The sequence below is a fragment of the Pseudomonas sp. A0308 genome (assembly GCF_044218815.1).
Taxonomy (GTDB): domain Bacteria; phylum Pseudomonadota; class Gammaproteobacteria; order Pseudomonadales; family Pseudomonadaceae; genus Aquipseudomonas; species Aquipseudomonas iridis.
The window spans coordinates 1803251-1825854 of record NZ_CP162581.1 but is presented as its reverse complement, the minus strand read 5'-3'; the positions used below and the strand labels follow the sequence as shown (position 1 = coordinate 1825854).

Sequence of the window (22604 nt, the reverse complement as noted above, 5' to 3'; positions counted from 1 at the left end):
ACGCATCTTACGGGATCGGCTGAGCGGCCGCCTGCAGTTGCGCCTCGACCTGCGCGCATCGCGGGCACAGGCAGGATTTGTCGCGCAGTGCTGGCGGCAAGGCTTGGAGCACCGCCGGATCAATGCTCACGCCGTAGCACCAGCAGGCGCGGTCGGCGGTGCGCGGGTCAGCCAGGCTGCAATCGTTGCGGGCGCCGCAGGCCGGGCAGAGGTCGGGTTTAACGTCAGATTCAGGCATAGGTCGAGTGAGGCATTTCCACGCAGGTGCGGTTGCGGCCGGTTTGTTTGGCCCGGTACATCGCATGATCGGCCCGCGACAGCAGACTGTGCAAGGTATCATCGCGCTGCAGGGTGGTGGCGCCGATGCTCACCGTCAGATTTAGGGCGTGGCCGTTGTAGGCATATTCCTGTTGTTCGATGTGCTGGCGAATCTTCTCGGCAATTTTCTGGCCGGTGTCGCCGTCGGTGTCCTTGAGCAAAACGATGAACTCCTCGCCGCCCCAGCGGCAAACGATGTCGGCATGGCGCAGGCAACTTTGCAGATCCCGCGCAAACCCGATCAACACTTGATCGCCGGCCATGTGACCATAAGTGTCGTTCAACACCTTGAAGTGATCGAGATCCAGTAGCAGCGCCGTCAGCGGTTTGGTTTCACGCTGCGCTTCGTGCAATGCCTGAGCGGCAAGCAGGTCGAAACCGCGGCGGTTCGGCAGTTCGGTAAGGCTGTCGAGGGTGGCTTGGGCCTGGATCTTCGATTGAAACCGTTTGATCACGCGATTGAGCAGCGCCAACACGATCAGCGTTACCAGCAGACAGATCAGCAGATTGAGATAGAGCGACTGGCGGATTTCAATCAGCGCGCCATCCTCGCGTTTACCAACAAACAGGTACCAGTTGAGTTCCGGAATAAACCGCACGTTGAGGAAGTGCCCCTGGCCATGGGTCGAATACTCGTAGCTGCCGCTGTGGGGTTTGGGTAACAGGCTGACCAGGCTTTTCATGCTGTCGACTTCAGCGAGGCTTTGCCCGATATTCGCGCCTTCAGGCCCGCCTTCGGCACCGGTCAGTACCAGTCGGCCGAAGGTGTCGACGAAGTAAACGCTGCGTTGATAGCGTTGTTGATACTTGTCGATCAGTTTGATCACCGCGTCCACGGTCAGACCGACGCCGGCCGCGCCAATGAAGCGGTTGTGGTAGTCGTATACCTTGTAATTGATGAAGAACGTCAGGTTGTCCTTGTTGGCCAGATCCGGGTCGACATTGATCTCGTACGGATCTTCCATGTCCCTCACGCGAAAGTACCAGGCGTCGCGCGGCTCATCGACGCTGACCTGCTTGAGTACACCTTTGGCGTGGTAGTAAGTGAGGGTGGTATTGGAGACGAAAAACGCGGTGTAGGCGCCGTAGTGGGTCATGACCTCATTGAGATAACGGGTCATCTGCTCGGGGTTTTGCTCACCGTTCACCACCCAATCACGCATGAAGGTGTCGCGGGACATCATCGAGGAAATCAGGATAGGTCTGACAAGGTCTTTCTGGATTTCCGAATAGACGGTGTCGGAAGTCAGCGGCAACTCGGTGTTGACGATGTTGTCGCGGATCGAGGCGCGCGAGGCGTAGTAGCTCAGCAGCGAGGTGGCGAGGAAGCCAGCGCCGAGCAGGGCGATCAGCGTCAGTACCAACGAACGTTGGGAGTACAGCGGAGAACGAAGCGGCATGGCAGTTCCGTTGATAATGGCCCGATGGCAGCATTCTAGTGGCACTGTGCGGAAATAACTGCTCCATGGGCGGCGCGAATGTTCGTTCCTGTAGTCGTGCAAATTGCGCAGGGCCTTGTGGGAGCGAGCTTACTCGCGAATGCAGCAGGTCAGTCAATGTCGATTTGGCCGGTGAATCGCTATCGCGAGGAAATTCACTCCTGAAGGGGATAGCGGCGTTTAATAATCACTTGTTTCAACTTGTTGCGGAATCGCACCAGATTCGGAAATCGATGTCTGATCTTTCGTCAGTCACCGAATAAAAGACTGACGCCTGCCAGCGTCGCTGGTGTGGCTACCCGCGGTCCAGGAGGCCGCCATGTATCGACGAATTCTTCTGCTTGCTGCGTTGATGTTTTCCGTCACCGGTTGTGCCCCGTATTCGTACGCGGACACTTATTACAGGTCTGAGGTCTACACATCACCCGCACCGGCGTACTACAACACTGGCGGCACGTATTACTCGGCCCCGCGCTACTACCAGCCAGCGCCGCGTTACTATCAGCAACCACGTTATTACCAGTCGGCGCCGCGCTATTATCAACCGGCCCCGCGGTACTACGAGAGCCGTCGCTGGCACGGTAATGATCGGGGTCGCTGGGACGGCCACCGTCGCGGCGGTTGGGACAACGACCACCGCGGTCGCGGCAATTACGACCGCCACAGCGGTCGGCGCGACCACAACGGACGTGGCAATCGCTGGTAACTGACCCGCCAACAAAAGCGGCGCATGATGCGCCGCTTTTTTGTGCCTGCGATTTAGTCAGTAAGCCGTCAAATCCGCCAACGGATGCCGCCCCTCCCACACCTTGTGAAAGTGCGCCTCAACCACCGCATTCGGCACGCTGCTGATGTCCGGCCAATGCCAGTGCGGTTTCTGATCCTTATCGATCAACCGCGCCCGAACCCCTTCGCTGAACTCCGGATGCCGGCAGCAATTGAGGCTCAGGGTGTATTCCATCTGGAAGACTTCAGCCAGCGACAGGTGCCGTGCGCGGATAATCTGTTCCCAGACCAGATGGGCGGTCAGCGGCGAGCCTTCGCTAAGCGTTTTTGCTGCCCGGGCGATGAGCGGATCGCTGCTGTCGCGCTGCAAGCTGATGGCTTTCCAGGCGCAGGCCACGTCGCTGACGTCGAGCAGTTCGTCGATCTGCTGACGACGCGGCAGCCACTGCGCCTCGGGCATTTGCGCCGCAGCTTCCTGCTGCAAGGCCTTGAGCAGGCTGTTGAGTTGCATGGCGGTCTGTTCCTGCCAGTTGAGTTGCAGCAGGCCTTCAATCAGCTCCGGTTGTTGCTCGTCGAGCAGAAAGCGGTCGGCCAGATCGAGATCGATCGCGTCACGGCCGTTCATGTGCGCGCCGGTCAATCCGAGGAACAGACCGAGCTTGCCCGGCAACCGTGCCAGAAACCAACTGGCGCCGACATCCGGATACAGTCCAATGCTGATTTCCGGCATCGCCAGACGGCTGCTCGGCGTGACGATCCGCGTACTGGCGCCTTGCAACAAACCCATACCGCCGCCCAGCACATAACCGTGGCCCCAGCAAATCAGTGGTTTCGGATAGGTGTGCAGGCTGTAATCCAATCGGTATTCGGCCGCAAAAAACTGTGCTGCCAGCGGTGGGACTTCGCCGGGGTGCGCGCGACAGGCTTCCACCAGGCTGCGCACTTCACCGCCAGCGCAGAAGGCTTTGGCGCCGTTGCCGCGCAACAGCACGCAGACGATTTGCGGGTCTTTGGCCCAGGCGTTCAGTTTGTCGCCCAGCGCGTTGATCATCGGCAGCGACAGCGCGTTGAGCGATTTTTCAGCATCCAGGCTGGCGATACCGATGCGGGCGCCGGCGGTGCCGCAGAGTTCTTCGAAGTGCAGATTCATCGTGACCTCGATCGGAAATTTGAACGATCAGTATGATCGCTGCGTGGGAAAGTGCCGGATCTGCGTCAGATCAATTGACAAGCGTGGCCGGCTTTCCTAGGGTTCGCCCCATTGTTTTTGCCGGGTATGACCATGACTGCTGACGACCGTATCAAACTCGAACCGAGCTGGAAGGAGGCACTGCGTGCTGAATTCGACCAGCCTTACATGGCAGAGTTGCGCAACTTTCTGCAGCAGGAGCAGGCGGCCGGCAAGGAAATCTATCCGCCACGCCCGCTGATTTTCAATGCGCTGAACTCCACGCCGCTGGATAAAGTGAAGGTGGTGATCCTCGGCCAGGATCCCTACCACGGCCCGGGCCAGGCCCACGGTTTGTGTTTCTCGGTGCAACCGGGCGTGCCAGCGCCGCCGTCGCTGGTCAACATCTATAAAGAGTTGAAGCGCGACCTGAACATCGACATCCCCAGCCACGGTTACTTGCAGAGCTGGGCGGATCAGGGCGTGTTGATGCTCAACACCACCATGACCGTCGAGCGCGCCAACGCCAATGCGCACAAGGACAAGGGCTGGCAGTTTTTCACTGACCGGATCATTGAGCTGGTCAGCGAGCGGCAACCGCATCTGGTGTTCATGCTGTGGGGCGCTCATGCGCAGAGCAAGCAGAAGCTGATCGATGCGACCAAGCACCTGGTGCTGACCTCGGTGCATCCGTCGCCGCTGTCGGCTTATCGTGGCTTTCTGGGATGCGGGCACTTCGGCCGGACCAACAAGTTTCTTGAGCAGAATGGCGAGACGCCGATTGAGTGGCGGTTGCCGCCGGTTTGATGTTGGCCTGAAGGGCCTCATCGCTGGCAAGCCAGCTCCCACAGGGTTTTGCGGTGTGCACATAATCTGTGGGAGCTGGCTTGCCAGCGATGAAGTCAACTCGGTCTTACTCGGGATTACGATTCCAGTACTTGAACAACGGCTCCGCCAGAAACAGCACAAACAACAGCCGCATCACCTGCATCGCCGTCACCAGCGGCACCGACAGTTGCAGGGTTTCCGCCGTCAGGCTCATTTCGGCGATACCACCGGGCATCATGCCTAGCGTCAGCGAACGCAGATCCAGATGCGTTAAAGCGCTCAGTCCCAACGCCGCCAGGGTTGCGATCAACATGGTCAGTGCCGTGCCGATCAATGTGCGGCCCATGAATGACGGCGCACGCCTGAAAAACTGCCGGTTGAAGTGACAACCCAATCCGCTGCCGATCAACCATTGGCCAATCTGGCTGCCGCCATCGGGCAAACCGATGTGCAGATCCCAGCCGATGCTCACCGCCGCGCTCACCAGCAACGGCCCGAACAACCACGGGTTGGGTTGGCGCAGACGCTGCCAGACCCAGGCGAGCAGGGCGCCCGCCGGAAACAGAATCGCCAGCCAGCGCCAATCGACGCTGCCGGCATGAGAAATCGGCGTGCCGTCGCCAAGCAAGTACTTGAACGCCGCCGGCACACACAACACCACCACCAACACTCGCAAGCTTTGCCCCGCCGCGACATGGCTGAGCATCGCGCCGTTGCGTGCGCCGAGGTTGACCATCTCCCCGGAGCCACCGGGCATGCTGGAGAAAAACGCCGTGGCGCGGTCCTCACCGGTGCGGCGCATCAACCACACGCCAACCACCGCCGACAAACTGGTGACCAGCGCACCGAAGAAGATCAAACCGAAATGACTCAGCACCTGCTCCATCACCACCGGGGTGAAGTGCAGGCCAATGCCGATCCCGACGATCCACTGGCCGCATTTGCGCCCGCCGGGGATTTCCGTCAGTTGCCACGGGGTCAGGCAGCGCACGAGGATGATCGCCAGCAACGAGCCGACCATCCACGGCAAAGGCCAGCCGATCTGGCTGGCGAGGTAACCGCCAAGCAGACCGACCAGCGGGGTTCCCCACCAGGACTTTAGCGACAGCCGATCAAACATCGGCGATAGCGCGCCGAGCGACCGAACGTTTGCGCCAGATGCGCAGCAGCGGCACGAGCAACATGATTGCGGTCAGTACCCAGACCCCGAAGGTGATCGGGCTCGACCAGAGGATTTCCAGTGCGCCGTTGGAGATCGACAGCGCGCGACGCAGGTTCTGCTCCATCAGACCACCGAGGATGAACCCCAGCAGAACCGGCGACAACGGGAAGTCGAGCTTGCGCAGGATGTAACCGAAGATGCCGATGCCGACCATCAGGAACAGATCGAAGGTGGTCGCGTGTACCGCGTAGACGCCGATGCCGGTGATGATCGCGATGACCGGCACCAGTGCCCAGTTCGGCACGGCGAGGATGCGGGTGAAGATGCGGATCATCGGAATGTTGAGGATCACCAGCATGATGTTGGCGATGAACAACGAAGCGATCAGGCCCCAGACGATGTCCGGTTGTTGCTGGAACAACAGCGGCCCCGGAGTGATGTTGTACAGCGACAGCGCGCCGATCATCACCGCCGTGGTACCCGAACCCGGAACGCCGAGCGTCAACATCGGCACCAGTGCGCCGCAAGCCGAAGCACCAATGGCGGTTTCCGGGGCGGCCAGGCCACGGGCATCGCCTTCACCGAATTTGCCGCTGGTACCGGCGATGCGTTTTTCGGTCATGTAGGCCACGGCACTGGCCAGCGTCGCACCGGCACCCGGCAACACGCCCATGATGAACCCGAGCAGGCCGCAACGGATGTTCACGGTGAACACCGACGCCGCTTCCTTGAAGTTGAACATCATTCGACCGGTGGCTTTCACCGCTTCCTGGCCGCGATGGGTTTTCTCCAGCAGCAACAGAATTTCGCTGATCGAGAACAGGCCCAGCACCAGCACGACGAATTGAATGCCGTCGGTCAAGTGAATGTTATCGCCGGTGAAACGGTACACGCCGCTGTTGGCATCGATGCCGACCGTCGACAGGAACAAGCCGATCAACGCCGCAATAAATGTCTTCAACGGTCGATCACCGGCCATGCCGCCGAGACAGACAATCGCGAACACCATCAGCACGAAGTATTCCGCCGGGCCGAAGGCAATCGCCCATTTCGCCAGCAGCGGGGCGAACATCACCATGCCGCACGTGGCGATGAAGGCGCCGATGAACGAACTCCACGCCGACAACGACAGCGCCACACCGGCCATGCCTTTGCGGGCCATCGGGTAGCCGTCGAGGGTGGTCATCACGGTGGAAGCTTCGCCTGGAATGTTCAGCAGGATCGAGCTGATACGGCCGCCGTATTCGCAGCCCAGATACACCGCCGCCAACAGAATCAATGCCGACTCCGGCGGCAGGCCGAGGGCGAATGCGATCGGGATCAGCAGCGCCACGCCGTTGATCGGGCCCAGGCCCGGCAACAGGCCGACAACGGTGCCGATCAGCGTGCCGCACAGCGCGGTCACCAGGTTGTAGGGGCTCAGCGCGACGCCGAAGCCCTGACCCAAATAGCCAAGAGTATCCATATCAGTTCTCCAGAACGTCGAGCAGGCCGAGGGGCAGCGGAACGTCCATCACACGGTCGAACAGCAGGTAAAGACCGATGGCCATCAGGGTGGTCACCACGACGCTTGGCATCCAGCGACCGCCATACAGGCGCGCCATCGGAATGCCGATCAGCATGCTGCTGAGAATGAAGCCCAACGGTTCGAAGAGGCCGGCGAACACCAGCAACAGCACGACGCAGATGCTGATCTTGGTCAGGGTCTGGCGATCCAGTGGCGGCTCGTCTTCAGTGTGTTCGATCGGCGTCGGGCGGAACACCATGTACAGCAGCGCTGCGCCCATCAGGCCGAGCATCAGCAGAGGGAAGGCGCGCGGGCCCACCGGTTCGTAGGAAAAAGCCGCTTGGTACGGCCACGCCATCAGTGCCAGGCCGACACAGGCCAGCAATAGCACCGAAGCGAAAATGCGTTGTAAGAGCATGGGAAACTCCTGTGCCGCGGCCCCGCGAACGGGGGCTGCGGCCGCTAGACAGAGGCGATCACTGAATCAGGCCGAACTCTTTGGCCAGCACTTTGTAGTCCGCAACCTGCTTCTTCACGTAGGTGTCCAGTTCCGGGCCGGTCATGGCGAACGGGAACAGTTCACGCTGATCGCGCAGCTTGGCGAACTCGTCGGAGGCCAGCAGTTTGTCGAACGAATCTTTCCACCAGGCGTAGTCTTCATCGCTGACTTTTGGCCCCAGGTAGAAACCGCGAACCACTGGCCAGACGATGTCGTAGCCTTGTTCGCGAGCGGTCGGGATGTCTTTCATTTCCGGTTCGTCGAGACGCTTGTCGGAGAAGACTGCGAGCAGGCGCATGTCACCGCTCTGGATGTGCGGCATGGAGTCGGAGATGTCGGTGCTGCCAACCTGGATGTGGCCGCCGAGCAGGGCGGTGGCGATCTCGCCGCCACCTTCGAGGGCGACGTAACGCAGTTCGCGCGGGTTGATCCCGGCAGCCTTGGCGATCAGTGCGGTTTGCATCCAGTCCTGGCTGCCGACGGTACCGCCGGAACCGATGACCACGGAGCCGGGATCTTTCTTCAATGCCTGAACGAGATCGTCGAGAGTCTTGTAAGGCGAATCGCTTTTCACCGCGATGGCACCGTAGCTGGTGCCGACTGCCGCGAGCCAGCGCACGTTGGTCTCATCGAAGCGCCCGAACTTGCCTTGCGCCAGGTTCAGCAGCGAACCGCTCGACCACGCCACCAGCGTGCCGGCATCGGCTGGCCGCTGCGCAACCACTGCGTTGTACGCCACCGCGCCAACACCACCGGGCATGTAGGTCACGCGCATCGGTTTGGACAGCAGTTTTTCGTTGACCAGCGCGCTCTGCGCCAGTTTGCAGGTCAGGTCGAAACCACCGCCGGGCGACGCCGGAGCGATACATTCCGGGCGCTTCGGTTCGGCCATGAGTTGGCCAGCGAACAACACGCAACTGGCGGCGAGTGCAACTTTACGCAGTGACAATTTCATTCGATTCTCCACGGTTCTTGTTGTAAGGCTTTATGTAGGAGCTGCCGCAGGCTGGGCCGCGATCGGACGATCTTTTGATCTTCCGATCACAGCACCCCGGCATTTCAATCAATTACCAAAGGGCAACGCTATAGCTCACCAGCAGACGCACTTCGTCTGCATCGCGAGCGGAGTAATTGGAGCGGTAAGTGGCATTGCGCAGGCGCACAGCGACGTCCTTAAAGGCGCCGCTTTGTACTACATATTTGATCTCGGTGTTGCGCTCCCACTCTTTGCCTTCTTCACCGCTTTTGAGCTTGATGTTGTCACCGCTCAAGTAACGGCTCATGAAGCTCAGGCCGGGGATGCCAAGTTTGCCGAAGTCGAAGTCGTAGCGCGCTTGCCACGAGCGTTCTTCGGCACCGGCGAAGTCGTTGATCTGCACGAAGTTGACCAGGTACGGGTCGCTGCCATCGACATAAGGGAAGGCGCTATCGCCGGACATGTGCTGATAACCGGCGCTGAACTTGTGGCCGCTCAGGGCGTAGCTGACCAAGCCGTTGAGCGAGCGGTTGTCGATCTCGCCGCCACGGGCCGCACCTTGATCGTCACTGACGGCAAAACGCAGGTCGGTGGCAAATGTGCCGGGGCCCATCGGGCGCGAGGCAACGAGGCCGAAGAAGTGCTGGTTGTAGACTTCGTCGAGTTGCGCGAAGTGGTAACTGCCGGTGATCTTGTCGGTGAACTTGTAATCAACGCCGCCAAAGTCAAAGTGCTTGCCGGCAGCGGTGCCGGCGAAGCGGCTGTTCTTGTTGTTGAGGGCGATGTCCTCGAAATCGGTGCTGTCGCGGTCCTTGGCTTTCTCCAGACGGCCGCCGGTGAAGGTCAGATTCCTGATTTCTTTGGAGGTCAGCAAGCCACCTTCAAATGTCTGCGGCAGGATGCGTCCGTCGTTGGGCTTGAGGATCGGCAGTTCGGGAATCAGGCTGCCGATTTTCAGTTCCGTGGCAGAGATTTTCACTTTGCCGGTCAAGCCGACTTTCGAGTACTCGTTCGCTGCGCGCCCGTCGTCGTGGGTCGGCAACAGGCCGGTGCCGGTGCGGTCCGGGCTCGAATCAAGTTTCACACCAAGCATGCCCAACGCATCGACACCGAACCCCACGGTGCCGTCGGTATAGCCCGATTGCAGATTGAGCATGAAGCCCTGAGCCCATTCATCGCGTTTGGATTGCTGGGCGCTGGTGCCATCGCGAAAGTCGCGGTTGAAATACATGTTGCGGGTTTCGAAGGTGGCGCTGCTGTCTTCAATGAAGTCGGCAAAACTCAACGGCGAAAAACCCGCGAGGGCGGCTGCACTGGCGAGGGCGGTGTGGCTGATACGGGAACGGCGAACAGGCACAAGGACCTGGGGCTGCATGGACGGCATGCGGGTGTACTCCGATTATTGTTCTTATTGGTCGAAAACGCTTCGTGGCGTTTTTCGTAGCGCTGTGTGGCAGCAGCGACGGCAGTCGAAACTGTCCGTAACCCGACTCTAACGGCCTAACCTTTCGCTAACCTTTCAGCTGACTTTCAATGTTTTCGGGCTTCACAGTGGCGGTTGCGGCTGTAAACTCCGCGGCAAAGAGTGGCGTCGGCCATCCCTGAACGAGGTAAAAATCCATGCGTGTTCTGCTCGTCGAAGACCATCTGCAACTGGCCGAAAGCGTCGCCCAGGCGCTCAAGAGCACCGGTCTGACCGTGGATGTGTTGCACGATGGCGTGGCTGCCGATCTGGCACTGGGCAGTGAGGAATACGCCGTGGCGATCCTCGATGTGGGCCTGCCGCGCATGGACGGATTTGAGGTGTTGGCGCGGCTGCGGGCTCGCGGAAAAAATCTGCCGGTGCTCATGCTGACGGCGCGCAGCGATGTGAAAGATCGGGTGCATGGCCTCAATCTTGGCGCCGACGACTACCTCGCCAAGCCGTTCGAACTGACCGAACTGGAAGCCCGGGTCAAAGCGCTGTTGCGACGCAGTGTGTTGGGCGGTGAACGCCAGCAGCGCTGTGGGGTGCTGGCCTATGATCTGGACACCCGACGCTTTTCCCTCGGTGAGGAACTGCTCACGCTGACGTCCCGCGAACAAGCCGTACTCGAAGCGCTGATCGCCCGGCCGGGGCGAGTCATGAGCAAAGAGCAACTGGCCGCGCAGGTGTTTGGCCTTGATGAAGAGGCCAGCCCCGATGCCATCGAAATCTACGTGCACCGCTTGCGCAAGAAACTCGACGGTCAACCGGTCGCGATCGTGACCTTCCGCGGCCTCGGCTATCTGCTGGAAAGCCGCGATGCATAAGCCCAGCAGCCTGCGCTGGCGGTTGCTGTGGAACCTGGCGTTGTTGCTGGTGGTGTTGATGCTCGCCAGCGGTTTGAGTGCTTACTGGAATGGACGCGAGGCGGCTGACACGGCGTACGACCGCACGTTGCTGGCGTCGGCGCGAACCATCGCCGCTGGCCTGTCGCAACGTGATGGCAGCCTCAGTGCCGACGTGCCTTATGTGGCCCTCGATACCTTCGCTTACGACAGCGCCGGACGGATTTACTACCAGGTCAACGACATCCATCAAAAGCTGATTTCCGGCTACGAAAACCTACCCGGGCCACCGCCCGGTACACCAAGAACTGACAGCTATCCGGCGCTGGCGCGTTTCTACAATGCCACTTACAAAGGACAGAACGTGCGTGTGGTCAGTCTGCTCAAAGCGGTGAGCGAGCCGAACATGAATGGCATGGCGGAAATCCGCGTGGCCGAAACCGACGAAGCCCGCGTCAGCATGGCGCGCAGTCTGGCGGCCGATACGTTGTTGCGATTGGGCATGTTGGCGATCGGTGCCTTGCTGTTGGTCTGGTTTGCCGTCAGCGCCGCACTGCGTCCGCTGGAGCGCTTGCGCACGGCAGTCGAGGAACGCCAACCCGATGACTTGCGGCCATTGCCACTGGTGGAAGTGCAACATGAGCTCTGGCCGCTGGTGCGCGGGCTCAACCATTTCACCGAGCGCCTGCGGGGTCAGTTCGAGCGCCAGGCGCAGTTCATCGCCGATGCGGCGCATGAGTTGCGCACACCACTGGCGGCGTTGAAGGCGCGGCTGGAATTGGGGCTGCGTTCAAATGACCCGCAGGTCTGGCGGACGACGCTGGAATCTTCGGCCCAAGGCACCGATCGCCTGACTCATCTGGCCAATCAATTGCTGTCGCTGGCGCGCGTCGAAAATGGCGCCCGAGCGATTGCCGAGGGCGGTGCGCAGTTGCTCGATCTGAGCCAGTTGGCCCGCGAGTTGGGCATGGCCATGGCGCCACTGGCGCACAAGCGCGGGGTGGCGCTGGCGCTGGAGGCCGATGAACCGGTGTGGCTGCGCGGCGAGCCGACGCTGCTGAATGAGTTATTGAGCAATCTGGTGGATAACGCCCTGGCGCATACGCCGCCGGGCGGCAACGTGATCTTGCGCGTGCTGACCCCGGCAGTGCTTGAGGTTGAAGACGACGGGCCGGGGATTCCGCTGCAAGAGCGCGATCGAGTGTTCGAGCGCTTCTACCGGCGTAATCAGCAGGTGGCGGGATCGGGGTTGGGGCTGGCGATTGTCGGCGAGATCTGCCGGGCACATCTGGCGCAGATCACGCTGCATGATGGTGAACAGGCGGGGCTGAAGGTGCGGGTGAGTTTTATTGCCGGGTGATTCTGCGGTGTTCTTGCCGGCCTTTTCGCGAGCACCTCGCTCCCACAGGGGGAATGCATTCCAATGTGGGAGCGAGGTGCTCGCGAAGGGCGCGTCGCGGTTCTTGATCAGTAAAACATCGAGCGCGATTCTTCCAGATCCGCGCACAGCGCCTTGTTCTCCGGATCAATCCCAAGCTTCCTGAACGCCGGAACACTCAGCGGATCAATCCGCGCAAACGGATGGTCAGTGCCCTTGTGGCAATAGAGGCTCGCCACCTGCACCAGATCGACGTAATCGATCTTTACCGAGTCGCGTTTGAGATCCTGATACAGCCCCGGCAGCTCCACCAGTCGTTCCGGAAAATCCCAGACGCGCAAGAGCTTGTCGCCGAGCAACGGATGAAGGTGATCGATTACATGGTTGAGGCTGACCGAATCCGAGAGCAGTTCATAGTGGTCTTCGGCGTAGGTCAAAATCGGCAGCACGCCGATCTGATGCACCAGTCCACCCAGCGCCGCCTGATCCGGCTTGAGTTGGGTGTAACGACGACACAACGCATAACTGACCCCGGCGATTTCCAGGCTCTTGCGCCAGACTTCGCGCATTTTCTGTTCCACCACTTCGGAACTGGCGTGGAAAATCTGCTCCATCACCAGGCCGATCGCCAGATTACTGCTGTAGTTGATTCCCAAGCGGGTGATGGCGGTATGCAGGTCGGTGACTTCCTGCGCCGCGCGCAGCAGCGGGCTGTTGACCACTTTGATCAGGCGCGCCGACAGCGCCGTGTCACGGCCGATGACTTTGCTCAGCTCGCTGACGCTGATTTCCGGATCTTCAGCAGCCTTGCGAATTTGCAAGGCTACTTCCGGCAATGTTGGCAGAACCAGCTCATCTTTATCGATGGCCTCAACCAAATCCTGTTGGATCTTATCCGCCAGTTCGTTCATTTAGGCTCTCTAGGGTGTTGCAACAAATGCTGCGATCAGCGCTGGATTTCGCGGTCGCGATCCAGTTCGTAGGGCAAATCGAGCAGATGCAGCGCAGGCCCTTCAAGGGTGCCCAGATGCAGATCACCCGCTTCTGCAGCTTCGGCCTGCAACACTGCCAGGAGTTCAATGTTTTGCCCGGCGCCAGCAGCCAGTACGACTTCGCCGATTGAGCTGTTGTGGCTCGGCGCGAACAATGGCGTGCCGGGTTCCGGCAATTGTGTGGCGTCGAGGCTCAAGCGATACAGACGGCGCTTGAGTTTGCCCAGGTACTGCATGCGCGCGACGATTTCCTGGCCGGTGTAGCAACCCTTCTTGAAACTCACGCCGCCGACGGCCTGCAGGTTGAGCATCTGCGGGATGAACAGCTCGCGGGTGGTGGGCATGACCTGACCGATACCGGCGCGGATCTGGCCTAGCAGCCATTGGTTCAGTTCACCTTCAGGCAGGGTTATCGACAGCGTTTGTTTGATGGTTTGCGCTTGATCGGCGGGTACCCACAGTTCGGCACGATCCGGCGAGACGCGAATTGCAATCAGGCCGTCGTTGCGTACCACGCTGTCGGTCTCAATGGGCAGATCCAGGCCGAGACTGCTCAGCGCTGCATCGCCCGACCTCAGCCCGAAACGCACCCAGGCGGCGCTTTCGTCGGTCAGTTTCGACTTGGAGAACACCGCATACTTCTTCAGGTCCGCCAGTTGCGGCTCAAGCAATTCGCTGGCCATCGCCAGCAGCACACCATCGCCTTCGAGCAGAATGCGGAAACTCGATTGCATCCGGCCTTTTTGCGTGCAGCGAGCGCCCAGGCTGGACGCTGTTTCGCTCAGGTAATTGATATTGCAGGTCAACTGGCCTTGCAGGAATTTTCCGGCATCCGCGCCGCGGACCGCGAGAACGCCTTCATGAGACAGGGTGCAGAAAAAAGCAGAATCGGCCATGGGTCTTCGCAGGGTAAATAGACTGGGGCACATCATAAGGGCGCGTTGTTGAAATGGGTAGTTGATAAAGGATCGGTGGTGCCCGACCAAAGCCGACTGTGCGAGCGGCATTGGGGCTGTATACTTGCCGCCAAATTTGAGGAGGGCCCCATGGTCGAACAAGTTGAACTGAATCGCCTCTTTTGGCACAGCCGTCGCGGCATGCTTGAGCTTGACGTGTTGCTGGTGCCATTTGTTCAGGAGGTTTACGCAAACCTGAATCAAGTCGATCGCGATCTGTATGTCCGTCTGCTGACTTGCGAGGATCAGGACATGTTCGGCTGGTTCATGGAGCGCAACGAGTCCGAAGATCCGGAGCTGCAACGCATGGTTCGCATGATCCTGGATCGTGTTCAGCCCAAGTAATACGTTCGAATGCCGCTGGCATGCCTCACGGCAGTTGCTGGCGGCGTATCTGTTGGCCCAGGCATTCGCTCTGGGCGCCTTGTTTGTGCTTTCCATTCCCTTATGGGCGAGCTTGCTCGGGGCTTTCGTTTGCCTGCTTCACGGGTTTTGGGTGTTGCCGCGGCAGATTCTGCTCAGTCATCCCAAGGCAATGCGCGGTTTGCGTCGAGACGGCGACGGCTGGCAATTGTGGAATCAGGCGGATGGCTGGCAAGCGGTGCAGTTGCGACCGGACAGCCTTGCACTGCCGCTGATCGTGGTGCTGCGTTTTCGTTTGCGCGGTGAGTGGCGCGTCAGATCGATCTGCGTGCCACGTGACTCGCAGGCGACGGATTTGCATCGACGCCTGCGAGTGCGGCTCAAGTTCAGCCGACGTAGGTGGGCGGCACCAGAATAGTGTCGAGCGCTTCGGGCAGCAGGTCAGGGTAGTCGAGGGTGTAATGCAGGCCGCGACTTTCCTTGCGTTCCATGGCCGAGCTGATCATCAGCTCCGCCACTTGCGCGAGATTGCGCAGCTCGATCAAATCGCGGCTGACTTTATAGTTGCTGTAAAACTCGTCGATCTCGTCCAGCAGCAGACGCACGCGATGTTGAGCCCGTTGCAGGCGCTTGTTGGTTCGCACGATGCCAACGTAGTCCCACATGAATCGCCGCAGTTCATCCCAGTTGTGCGCGATGATTACGTCTTCATCAGAGTCGGTCACCTGGCTGGCGTCCCAGACGGGCAGGGTGCTTGGCGCTGTGACGTCATCCAGTTGCGCCAGAATATCTGCCGCCGCCGAGCGGGCGTAGACGAAACACTCCAGCAACGAGTTGCTGGCCATGCGGTTGGCACCGTGCAGGCCGGTGAAGCTGGTTTCGCCGATGGCGTACAAGCCCGGCACATCGGTGCGGCCATGCTGATCGACCATTACGCCGCCGCAGGTGTAGTGCGCGGCGGGAACGACCGGAATCGGTTGTTTGGTGATGTCGATGCCAAAGCCCAGGCAGCGCTCATAAACAGTCGGGAAGTGAGTCTTGATGAACGCTTCGGGTTTGTGGCTGATGTCGAGATAGACGCAGTCGACACCCAGACGCTTCATTTCATGGTCAATGGCCCGGGCGACGATGTCGCGCGGCGCCAGTTCGGCGCGTTTGTCGAAGCGATACATGAAGCGTTCGCCGTTCGGCAGCTTCAAATGCGCGCCTTCACCACGCAGGGCTTCAGTGATCAGGAAGCTCTTGGCCTGCGGGTGATACAGACAGGTGGGGTGAAACTGGTTGAATTCCAGGTTCGCCACCCGGCAGCCCGAGCGCCAGGCCATGGCAATGCCATCACCGCAGGCGCCGTCGGGATTGCTGGTATAGAGGTAAACCTTGGCCGCACCACCAGAGGCCAGAATCACGAAGCGCGCGCCGTAGGTGTCGACTTCGCCGGTCGCGCGGTTGAGCACATAGGCACCGAGGCAGCGATCGCCGTCCATGCCCAAACGTCGTTCGGTAATCAGATCGACCGCGACCCGCTGTTCCAGCAGTTCGATGTTCGAGCGCTCTTTGGCCTGGGCCAGCAAGGTTTTGAAGATCGCAGCGCCGGTCGCATCGGCTGCATGGATGATGCGCCGGTGACTGTGGCCGCCCTCGCGGGTCAGATGGAATTCGAAACCGCCGTCTTCAGTGCCGGACTGTTCGTCGCGAGTGAACGGCACGCCTTGGTCGATCAGCCACTGGATGGCTTCGCGGCTGTGTTCGACTGTGAAGCGTACGGCGTCCTCATGGCACAGGCCGCCGCCCGCATTCAGGGTGTCATCGACGTGGGATTCGACAGTATCGGTGTCGTCCAGCACGGCAGCGACTCCGCCCTGGGCCCAGAACGTCGAGCCGTTGGCGAGATCGCCCTTGCTCAATACGGCAATGCGCAAATGACCTGGCAGGGTCAGCGCAAGACTCAGACCGGCAGCACCGCTGCCAATGACCAGAACATCGTGTTGGAACTGTTGGCTCATTTCAGCATTCCGCTCAAAGCGACCCGGGTCGGGGTTGGCGCATGACACCTGGATCGGCGAGTCAAGACAGCCACACAGCCCACTAGTATATAGAGGGGCAGGTCGGCACAATAGCCGTGCCCAGATGGCATTGTGAAACTACTGTGACGGAAAAAGCCGGGTACTTCGTCGGAAGAATTTTTCGTCGGTTTCGGGGGAAGGCGACTGTATCGGCGCTGAAACAGCCTTTTTCCGTCCAGTGTTGCCCAATGTCGGGCAGGTGCGGCTATAAATAATTGGAACTTTTGCCAAAGGCCCAAGATCAATAGACCGTGCCAGAAAAAGGGACAGTGTCGGTTTCAGTGAGGAATCTGCGATCTGGGTTTCTACCGGCGAAATCGATGACAAGATTATTCGCGCAGCCGGTTTATCCCGCGCTGCGTTTTTCGTGCGTGCCAAATCAGAGCCCGCAGGAAACTTGCTTGGAGGGGGAGAACTTTTGCGAAAAGCCCGAGTCTATGTTTGCAAGTCTGGTCGTTTAGTTATGCAAGTCTCCTCCGGGCCTATCGAGGAGTGTTCATGCTAACCCAGGAAGAGGATCAGCAGCTGGTCGAGCGCGTTCAACGTGGCGACAAGCGAGCTTTCGATCTGCTGGTGCTGAAATATCAGCACAAAATTCTCGGGTTGATCGTGCGTTTTGTGCACGACACCCATGAAGCCCAGGACGTAGCTCAGGAAGCCTTTATCAAGGCGTATCGAGCACTTGGAAACTTTCGCGGTGACAGTGCGTTTTATACGTGGCTGTACCGTATTGCCATCAACACGGCAAAGAATTACCTCGTTTCACGCGGCCGTCGGCCGCCGGATAGCGATGTAAGTTCTGAGGATGCAGAGTTCTACGACGGCGATCATGGCCTCAAGGATCTCGAGTCACCAGAACGAGCACTGTTGCGGGATGAGATCGAAGGCACCGTCCATCGAACCATTCAGCAACTACCAGAGGATTTGCGTACGGCTTTAACTTTACGTGAATTCGATGGTCTGAGTTACGAGGACATTGCGAGCGTCATGCAGTGTCCGGTGGGTACCGTGCGCTCCCGGATTTTCCGCGCTCGGGAAGCCATCGATAAAGCCCTGCAGCCGTTGTTGCAGGAAAACTGAGACAGCGGCGACAGCCAAGAGAGGAACGCCATGAGTCGTGAAGCCCTGCAGGAATCGCTGTCCGCAGTGATGGATAACGAAGCGGACGAACTGGAATTGCGTCGAGTGATCAATGCGCTGGACGACGTTGAAACCCGTGAAACCTGGGCTCGTTACCAGATCGCTCGGGCAGCCATGCACAAGGATCTGCTGCTGCCACGTCTGGATATCGCTGCGGCAGTGTCTGCTGCGCTGGAAGACGAAACGGCTCCGGCCAAAGTATCTCGCAGCCCATGGCGCAACCTCGGTCGTCTGGCTGTTGCAGCCTCGGTAACTGTTGCCGTTCTGGCTGGTGTTCGCCTGTACAACCAGGACGAAATTGCCGGTGTTGAACTGGCCCAGCAGTCCAACCAGCCAACCTTGGCCACTCCGCAGGTCAAAGGCCCGGCTGTTCTGGCAGGCTACAGTGAGAGCTCCGAAGCCACCGGCCCTATGGCCAACGGTGTATTGCAAGGTCAACCGGGTTGGCATGATCAGCGTCTGCCAAGCTACCTGCGCCAGCATGCTCAGCAAGCTGCGCTCAAGGGGACTGAAAGCGCGTTGCCTTATGCACGTGCCGCAAGCCTGGAAAACCAATAAGGAGGATCATGCGCGCCATACCTCTACTTTCGCTTCTGCTCAGTGGCTGGTTCGTTGTTCCAGCCCACGCTGATGAGGCCCAGGACTGGTTGATCCGTCTGGGCCAGGCCGAGCAGCAGCAAAGCTTTCACGGTACTTTCGTTTACGAGCGTAACGGTAGTTTTTCTACCCATAACATCTGGCATCGTGTCCAGAATGGTCAGGTTCGCGAGCGTTTGCTTCAGCTCGACGGTTCGGCACAGGAAGTCGTGCGCATTGATGGACATACTCAATGCGTCAGCGGCACCCTGATTGCAGGGCTGGGAGACTCTCCGAACGCTGCCGCTCGTCCTCTCGATCCCAAAAAGCTGAAAAACTGGTATGAGCTTGCCGTCGTTGGCAAGTCGCGTGTGGCTGGTCGAGACGCAGTGATCGTATCGCTGACGCCTCGTGACCAGCACCGTTATGGCTTTGAGTTACACCTGGACAAGCAAACCGGTTTGCCGCTGAAATCGTTGCTGTTGAACGACAAGGGGCAATTGCTCGAACGTTTCCAGTTCACCAGCCTCGATACTGACAATGTCCCGACGGATAAAGACTTGCTGGCAGATGCCGATTGCAAGGTTATTACCCTCGACAGTGACAAGTCCTCTGCCGTCAAGACTGCTCAGGTGTGGCATTCGGACTGGCTACCGCCGGGTTTCGAACTGACCAGCAGCACGTCGCACAAAGACCCAAAAACCAAGGTTCAGGTTAACAGCCTGATGTATGACGATGGTCTGGCGCGTTTTTCGGTTTTCCTCGAGCCTTTGAACGGCGCTACCGTTACCGACACCCGGACCCAGTTAGGCCCGACTGTCGCGGTATCCCGACGCCTGACGACACCCGAAGGCGAAATAATGGTGACGGTTGTCGGCGAGATTCCGATTGGCACCGCCGAACGAATCGCGCTGTCGATGCGTAATCAAGATGTCTCTGCAACCAGCAAGCAGTGAGCTGATTACATTCATTTCCACTTCGTCGTCGAGAGCTGGAAATGTTTGCTGAGCATTTTCATTTGCAAATACTCCAAAAGTTTTTTATAGGTCAGAGCCTCACGGCTCTGGCCTTGTTTGTTGTTCCCGGAACAAAAATGCCGGACGGTGGTTTCCGGTGTTCCTTGCTCCATATCGCTTAACCCTGCTCGTCGTAACGGGAGCTGTATGTCGATACCTAGCTTGAAGTCTTATCTCTCCATTTTCGCCACCGTGCTGTTGCTCGGTCAGGCGATCCCTGCTGCGCAAGCGGCCGATCTGCCTGATTTCACCCAACTGGTCGAACAGGCTTCGCCGGCGGTGGTGAACATCAGTACCACGCAGAAACTGCCGGATCGCAAAGTCAACCAGCAGATGCCTGACCTTGAAGGCTTGCCGCCAATGCTGCGCGAGTTCTTCGAACGCGGCATGCCACCTCAGCAGCGTTCACCGCGTGGCGATCGTCAGCGTGAAGCACAGTCGCTGGGTTCGGGTTTTATCATTTCCCCGGATGGCTACATCCTGACGAATAACCACGTGATTGCCGATGCAGACGAGATTCTCGTCCGTCTGGCTGATCGCAGCGAAATGAAAGCCAAACTGGTCGGCACCGATCCGCGTTCCGACGTGGCCCTGCTGAAAATCGAAGGGAAGGATCTGCCAGTACTCAAACTCGGCAAATCCCAGGATTTGAAAGCTGGTCAGTGGGTAGTGGCAATCGGTTCGCCATTCGGCTTTGACCACACCGTTACCCAAGGCATCGTCAGCGCCGTTGGACGCAGCCTGCCGAACGAAAACTACGTGCCGTTCATCCAGACCGACGTGCCGATCAACCCGGGCAACTCCGGCGGCCCGCTGTTCAACCTGAACGGTGAAGTGGTCGGGATCAACTCGCAGATCTACACCCGTTCCGGCGGCTTCATGGGCGTTTCGTTCGCGATCCCTATTGATGTGGCGATGGACGTTTCCAATCAATTGAAGAGTGGTGGCAAGGTCAGCCGCGGCTGGCTGGGTGTGGTCATCCAGGAAGTGAACAAGGATCTGGCCGAATCGTTCGGGCTGGATAAACCGGCCGGTGCACTGGTCGCTCAGATTCAGGATGACGGTCCGGCAGCCAAGGGTGGTCTGCAAGTGGGCGACGTGATCCTGAGCATGAACGGTCAACCGATCGTCATGTCTGCCGATTTGCCGCATCTGGTTGGCGCACTGAAATCTGGCGCGAAAGCCAATCTGGAAGTGATCCGTGAAGGTAAGCGCAAAAACGTCGAGCTGACGGTTGGCGCTATCCCGGATGAAGAAAAAGAGCTGGATGCGCTGCCGAAGTCCGGCGCTGAAACCAGCAGCAACCGTCTCGGCGTCGCCGTGGCCGAGCTGACGGCTGAGCAGAAGAAAACCTACGACCTCAAAGGTGGTGTGGTGATCAAGGAAGTGCAGGACGGCCCTGCCGCCCTGATCGGTCTGCAACCGGGTGATGTCATCACTCACCTGAACAACCAGGCCATCGGCTCCAGCAAGGAGTTCGCCGAGATCGCCAAGGCGCTGCCGAAGAACCGTTCGGTGTCGATGCGCGTTCTGCGTCAAGGCCGTGCGAGCTTCATCACCTTCAAGCTGGCTGAATAATCCGGATTGAGCGGTAAATAAAAACCGCCTCGAAAGAGGCGGTTTTTTTATGCCTGAAGCATTTCAATCGCGAAGAAGCGTCAGCCCATCATGTCCTTGACCATGCGCTCCTGCTCCATCAGCTCGCGCTGGCGGGCATCGATCCGCGAGGACAGCGGGAAGTTGCTGCCAGCCTTGCGCTTGGCGAAATCCAGTTGCTGGATCGCCTGACGGTAATCGCCGACCAAGGCAAAGTATTCGGCACGCGCCTGGTGCAGGCCAATGATGTTGCCAGACAAACCACGGGTTTCGGCAACCTGATACCAGACATCCGGATCATCCGGGCGAGTCTTGAGCAATCCCTCCAGCGCTTTTTCGGCATCCGCCGCGCGGTTCTGCTTGAGCAGAAGATCGACTCGAACCTGATTCAGTGGATAGTTACCGGGGTATTGCGTGAGCATTCGATCAACCCGCGACTGGGCATCGGGCAGGCGATTGTTGGTGATGTCCAGATCGACCTGAGCGAGGTTGTAGATGATCTCGTTCGGCGCTTTGGCCAGTAACTGTTTGAGGTTCTCCCGAGCCTCGTTCAACTGACCGCCCTTGATCTGCGCGATGGCCAGACCATAGCGGGCCACGTCGTTTTGAGGGTTCTCGTCCAGTTGCGCACGGAAACGCTTGGCGCCCAGTCCTGGTGTTTCTTCGTAGACCAACTGCACGCGGGCGCGGATCAGCTGATAACGCTTGGTGTCTTCGATGCCGCCGGGCCTGGCCTGTTCGGCGCGGTTGCGGGTGTCGGCGATCCGTGATTCGGTCACCGGGTGAGTCAGCAGGAATTCCGGTGGTTTGGCGTCGAAGCGGTACTGACGCATTAAGCGCTCGAACATGGTTGGCATCGAGCGTGGGTCGTATCCAGCCTTTTCCAGATTGAGGATGCCGATACGGTCGGCCTCCTGCTCGTTCTGGCGGGAGAAACGCCGTTGCTCCTGAAGCGCCGCTGCCTGAGTACCGGCAATGGTCGCGATCCCGGCGTCACCGCCGCCGGCCGCTGCAATCACGATGCCGGCCAGCAGCGCCGCCATCATCGGCACTTGCATGCGCTGGGAAGCTTCGACGCCGCGCGCAAAGTGGCGCTGCGACAAGTGAGCCAATTCGTGAGCCAGCACCGAAGCGTATTCGCCCTCGGTCTGTGCGTTGAGGAACAAACCGCCGTTGACCCCGACCACGCCGCCCGGCGCAGCGAAGGCGTTGAGCTGAGGGCTGTTGATCAGGATGAACTCCAGGCGTCGGTCGCTGACCTGGCTGGTCTCCACCAGCTTGTAAACGCTGGATTCGACATAGTCTTTGAGTTGCGGATCATTGAGCTGTGAAACCTGGCTGCGCAACATGGCCAGCCAGGCGCGACCGAGCTGGTATTCCTGTTGTGGCGAGACAATGGCAGAACTGGCGTCGCCGAGTGACGGCAGATCGTCGGCAAAGCCTGGTGAGGCGAGCAGGCAAGCGAGCGTCAGCAGGGTAGGGCGCAGAAAAGTCATGCACAAAGCCTTAGAAGACAAAGACCTTACTGTAGCCGGACACCGGGCTTGCGACCAGATATTCTAGGCTGCTCGACTGACCTGATCCGGAGTGA

General features: G+C 59.4%; 22 protein-coding genes. 10 read left to right on the top strand and 12 right to left on the bottom strand.

What is annotated here, in order from left to right; translation table 11 throughout:
• Positions 1-7: 7 nt before the first annotated feature.
• Together AB4P92_RS08525 and AB4P92_RS08520 are read right to left on the bottom strand one after the other, a co-directional pair.
• A complete protein-coding gene (locus tag AB4P92_RS08525) occupies positions 8-238 on the bottom strand; it encodes a cysteine-rich CWC family protein (RefSeq protein ID WP_395599240.1) in 231 nt (76 codons plus the stop codon).
• Complete coding sequence (locus AB4P92_RS08520; protein ID WP_395599239.1) at positions 231-1718, bottom strand: diguanylate cyclase; 1488 nt, start codon at positions 1716-1718, stop codon at positions 231-233. The genes AB4P92_RS08525 and AB4P92_RS08520 overlap by 8 nt, the downstream gene beginning before the upstream one ends.
• Before the next feature lie 358 nt (positions 1719-2076).
• On the opposite strand from AB4P92_RS08520, the gene AB4P92_RS08515 reads away from it, so the two are divergent.
• The gene (locus AB4P92_RS08515) at positions 2077-2463 is read left to right on the top strand and encodes a hypothetical protein (RefSeq protein WP_042558053.1); all 387 of its coding nucleotides are present in this window, start codon (positions 2077-2079) and stop codon (positions 2461-2463) included.
• Between the two features lie 57 nt (positions 2464-2520).
• On the opposite strand, the gene AB4P92_RS08510 is transcribed toward AB4P92_RS08515, so the two are convergent.
• On the bottom strand, positions 2521-3633 hold the full coding sequence (locus tag AB4P92_RS08510) for an enoyl-CoA hydratase/isomerase family protein (RefSeq protein ID WP_395599238.1): 1113 nt from the start codon (positions 3631-3633) through the stop codon (positions 2521-2523).
• Between the two features lie 132 nt (positions 3634-3765).
• Between AB4P92_RS08510 and ung the strand changes: the two genes are divergently transcribed.
• Positions 3766-4458: a uracil-DNA glycosylase gene (gene ung / locus AB4P92_RS08505; RefSeq protein WP_042561972.1), complete on the top strand. Its 693-nt coding sequence runs from the start codon at positions 3766-3768 to the stop codon at positions 4456-4458.
• A 106-nt stretch (positions 4459-4564) separates the two neighbouring features.
• On the opposite strand, the gene AB4P92_RS08500 is transcribed toward ung, so the two are convergent.
• The 5 genes from AB4P92_RS08500 to AB4P92_RS08480 all read right to left on the bottom strand — a co-directional run bounded on the left by AB4P92_RS08500 (position 4565) and on the right by AB4P92_RS08480 (position 10007).
• Positions 4565-5599, bottom strand: a complete 1035-nt coding sequence (locus tag AB4P92_RS08500; protein ID WP_047300066.1) for an AbrB family transcriptional regulator — start codon at positions 5597-5599, stop codon at positions 4565-4567.
• Positions 5592-7106 carry a tripartite tricarboxylate transporter permease gene (locus tag AB4P92_RS08495; protein WP_042558056.1) on the bottom strand — a complete coding sequence of 505 codons (1515 nt, stop codon included), beginning with the start codon at positions 7104-7106 and terminating at the stop codon, positions 5592-5594. The genes AB4P92_RS08500 and AB4P92_RS08495 overlap by 8 nt, the downstream gene beginning before the upstream one ends.
• 1 nt (position 7107) lies before the next feature.
• Positions 7108-7566, bottom strand: a complete 459-nt coding sequence (locus AB4P92_RS08490) for a tripartite tricarboxylate transporter TctB family protein (RefSeq protein WP_210622155.1) — start codon at positions 7564-7566, stop codon at positions 7108-7110.
• A gap of 58 nt (positions 7567-7624) precedes the next feature.
• Positions 7625-8602, bottom strand: a complete 978-nt coding sequence (locus tag AB4P92_RS08485; RefSeq protein ID WP_042558058.1) for a tripartite tricarboxylate transporter substrate binding protein — start codon at positions 8600-8602, stop codon at positions 7625-7627.
• 112 nt (positions 8603-8714) lie between these two features.
• The gene (locus AB4P92_RS08480) at positions 8715-10007 is read right to left on the bottom strand and encodes an OprD family porin (RefSeq protein WP_395599237.1); all 1293 of its coding nucleotides are present in this window, start codon (positions 10005-10007) and stop codon (positions 8715-8717) included.
• A gap of 236 nt (positions 10008-10243) precedes the next feature.
• Between AB4P92_RS08480 and AB4P92_RS08475 the strand changes: the two genes are divergently transcribed.
• Together AB4P92_RS08475 and AB4P92_RS08470 are read left to right on the top strand one after the other, a co-directional pair.
• The gene (locus AB4P92_RS08475) at positions 10244-10915 is read left to right on the top strand and encodes a response regulator (RefSeq protein ID WP_042558060.1); all 672 of its coding nucleotides are present in this window, start codon (positions 10244-10246) and stop codon (positions 10913-10915) included.
• Positions 10908-12293, top strand: a complete 1386-nt coding sequence (locus AB4P92_RS08470) for a sensor histidine kinase (protein WP_042558061.1) — start codon at positions 10908-10910, stop codon at positions 12291-12293. The genes AB4P92_RS08475 and AB4P92_RS08470 overlap by 8 nt, the downstream gene beginning before the upstream one ends.
• Positions 12294-12400: 107 nt before the next feature.
• On the opposite strand, the gene AB4P92_RS08465 is transcribed toward AB4P92_RS08470, so the two are convergent.
• The gene (locus tag AB4P92_RS08465) at positions 12401-13222 is read right to left on the bottom strand and encodes an HDOD domain-containing protein (protein ID WP_273878410.1); all 822 of its coding nucleotides are present in this window, start codon (positions 13220-13222) and stop codon (positions 12401-12403) included.
• Between the two features lie 35 nt (positions 13223-13257).
• Positions 13258-14199, bottom strand: a complete 942-nt coding sequence (locus AB4P92_RS08460) for a folate-binding protein YgfZ (RefSeq protein WP_047300070.1) — start codon at positions 14197-14199, stop codon at positions 13258-13260.
• 150 nt (positions 14200-14349) lie between these two features.
• Between AB4P92_RS08460 and AB4P92_RS08455 the strand changes: the two genes are divergently transcribed.
• Both AB4P92_RS08455 and AB4P92_RS08450 read left to right on the top strand, forming a co-directional pair.
• A complete protein-coding gene (locus AB4P92_RS08455; RefSeq protein WP_042558064.1) occupies positions 14350-14604 on the top strand; it encodes a succinate dehydrogenase assembly factor 2 in 255 nt (84 codons plus the stop codon).
• Entirely contained in the window at positions 14588-15040 is a 453-nt protein-coding gene (locus AB4P92_RS08450; RefSeq protein WP_115147704.1) for a protein YgfX, read from the top strand. The genes AB4P92_RS08455 and AB4P92_RS08450 overlap by 17 nt, the downstream gene beginning before the upstream one ends.
• Here AB4P92_RS08450 and nadB read toward each other — a convergent pair.
• Positions 15009-16625, bottom strand: a complete 1617-nt coding sequence (gene nadB, locus AB4P92_RS08445) for an L-aspartate oxidase (RefSeq protein WP_042558066.1) — start codon at positions 16623-16625, stop codon at positions 15009-15011. The genes AB4P92_RS08450 and nadB overlap by 32 nt on opposite strands.
• Positions 16626-17183: 558 nt before the next feature.
• On the opposite strand from nadB, the gene rpoE reads away from it, so the two are divergent.
• The 4 genes from rpoE (at position 17184) to AB4P92_RS08425 (ending at position 20995) form a co-directional block, all read left to right on the top strand.
• Complete coding sequence (gene rpoE, locus AB4P92_RS08440) at positions 17184-17765, top strand: RNA polymerase sigma factor RpoE (RefSeq protein WP_003172477.1); 582 nt, start codon at positions 17184-17186, stop codon at positions 17763-17765.
• 30 nt (positions 17766-17795) lie between these two features.
• Entirely contained in the window at positions 17796-18383 is a 588-nt protein-coding gene (locus AB4P92_RS08435) for a sigma-E factor negative regulatory protein (protein WP_042558067.1), read from the top strand.
• An 8-nt stretch (positions 18384-18391) separates the two neighbouring features.
• On the top strand, positions 18392-19357 hold the full coding sequence (locus AB4P92_RS08430; protein WP_395599236.1) for a MucB/RseB C-terminal domain-containing protein: 966 nt from the start codon (positions 18392-18394) through the stop codon (positions 19355-19357).
• A 207-nt stretch (positions 19358-19564) separates the two neighbouring features.
• Positions 19565-20995, top strand: coding sequence for a DegQ family serine endoprotease (locus AB4P92_RS08425; protein WP_042558069.1), 1431 nt, complete (start codon positions 19565-19567; stop codon positions 20993-20995).
• An 80-nt stretch (positions 20996-21075) separates the two neighbouring features.
• On the opposite strand, the gene AB4P92_RS08420 is transcribed toward AB4P92_RS08425, so the two are convergent.
• The gene (locus AB4P92_RS08420; RefSeq protein ID WP_200616668.1) at positions 21076-22509 is read right to left on the bottom strand and encodes a M48 family metalloprotease; all 1434 of its coding nucleotides are present in this window, start codon (positions 22507-22509) and stop codon (positions 21076-21078) included.
• Positions 22510-22604: the final 95 nt, after the last annotated feature.

Excerpts from the sequence above, each read along its gene's own strand:
- AB4P92_RS08475 (WP_042558060.1), top strand. The coding sequence starts at position 10,244 with ATGCGTGTTCTGCTCGTCGAAGACCATCTGCAACTGGCCGAAAGCGTC.
- AB4P92_RS08525 (WP_395599240.1), bottom strand. The coding sequence starts at position 238 with ATGCCTGAATCTGACGTTAAACCCGACCTCTGCCCGGCCTGCGGCGCC.
- AB4P92_RS08500 (WP_047300066.1), bottom strand. The coding sequence starts at position 5,599 with ATGTTTGATCGGCTGTCGCTAAAGTCCTGGTGGGGAACCCCGCTGGTC.
- nadB (WP_042558066.1), bottom strand. The coding sequence starts at position 16,625 with ATGAGCCAACAGTTCCAACACGATGTTCTGGTCATTGGCAGCGGTGCT.
- AB4P92_RS08455 (WP_042558064.1), top strand. The coding sequence starts at position 14,350 with ATGGTCGAACAAGTTGAACTGAATCGCCTCTTTTGGCACAGCCGTCGC.
- AB4P92_RS08465 (WP_273878410.1), bottom strand. The coding sequence starts at position 13,222 with ATGAACGAACTGGCGGATAAGATCCAACAGGATTTGGTTGAGGCCATC.
- AB4P92_RS08515 (WP_042558053.1), top strand. The coding sequence starts at position 2,077 with ATGTATCGACGAATTCTTCTGCTTGCTGCGTTGATGTTTTCCGTCACC.
- AB4P92_RS08430 (WP_395599236.1), top strand. The coding sequence starts at position 18,392 with ATGCGCGCCATACCTCTACTTTCGCTTCTGCTCAGTGGCTGGTTCGTT.
- AB4P92_RS08480 (WP_395599237.1), bottom strand. The coding sequence starts at position 10,007 with ATGCCGTCCATGCAGCCCCAGGTCCTTGTGCCTGTTCGCCGTTCCCGT.
- AB4P92_RS08425 (WP_042558069.1), top strand. The coding sequence starts at position 19,565 with ATGTCGATACCTAGCTTGAAGTCTTATCTCTCCATTTTCGCCACCGTG.
- AB4P92_RS08490 (WP_210622155.1), bottom strand. The coding sequence starts at position 7,566 with ATGCTCTTACAACGCATTTTCGCTTCGGTGCTATTGCTGGCCTGTGTC.
- AB4P92_RS08495 (WP_042558056.1), bottom strand. The coding sequence starts at position 7,106 with ATGGATACTCTTGGCTATTTGGGTCAGGGCTTCGGCGTCGCGCTGAGC.
- AB4P92_RS08435 (WP_042558067.1), top strand. The coding sequence starts at position 17,796 with ATGAGTCGTGAAGCCCTGCAGGAATCGCTGTCCGCAGTGATGGATAAC.
- AB4P92_RS08420 (WP_200616668.1), bottom strand. The coding sequence starts at position 22,509 with ATGACTTTTCTGCGCCCTACCCTGCTGACGCTCGCTTGCCTGCTCGCC.
- AB4P92_RS08460 (WP_047300070.1), bottom strand. The coding sequence starts at position 14,199 with ATGGCCGATTCTGCTTTTTTCTGCACCCTGTCTCATGAAGGCGTTCTC.
- AB4P92_RS08485 (WP_042558058.1), bottom strand. The coding sequence starts at position 8,602 with ATGAAATTGTCACTGCGTAAAGTTGCACTCGCCGCCAGTTGCGTGTTG.
- AB4P92_RS08470 (WP_042558061.1), top strand. The coding sequence starts at position 10,908 with ATGCATAAGCCCAGCAGCCTGCGCTGGCGGTTGCTGTGGAACCTGGCG.
- rpoE (WP_003172477.1), top strand. The coding sequence starts at position 17,184 with ATGCTAACCCAGGAAGAGGATCAGCAGCTGGTCGAGCGCGTTCAACGT.
- AB4P92_RS08510 (WP_395599238.1), bottom strand. The coding sequence starts at position 3,633 with ATGAATCTGCACTTCGAAGAACTCTGCGGCACCGCCGGCGCCCGCATC.
- AB4P92_RS08520 (WP_395599239.1), bottom strand. The coding sequence starts at position 1,718 with ATGCCGCTTCGTTCTCCGCTGTACTCCCAACGTTCGTTGGTACTGACG.
- ung (WP_042561972.1), top strand. The coding sequence starts at position 3,766 with ATGACTGCTGACGACCGTATCAAACTCGAACCGAGCTGGAAGGAGGCA.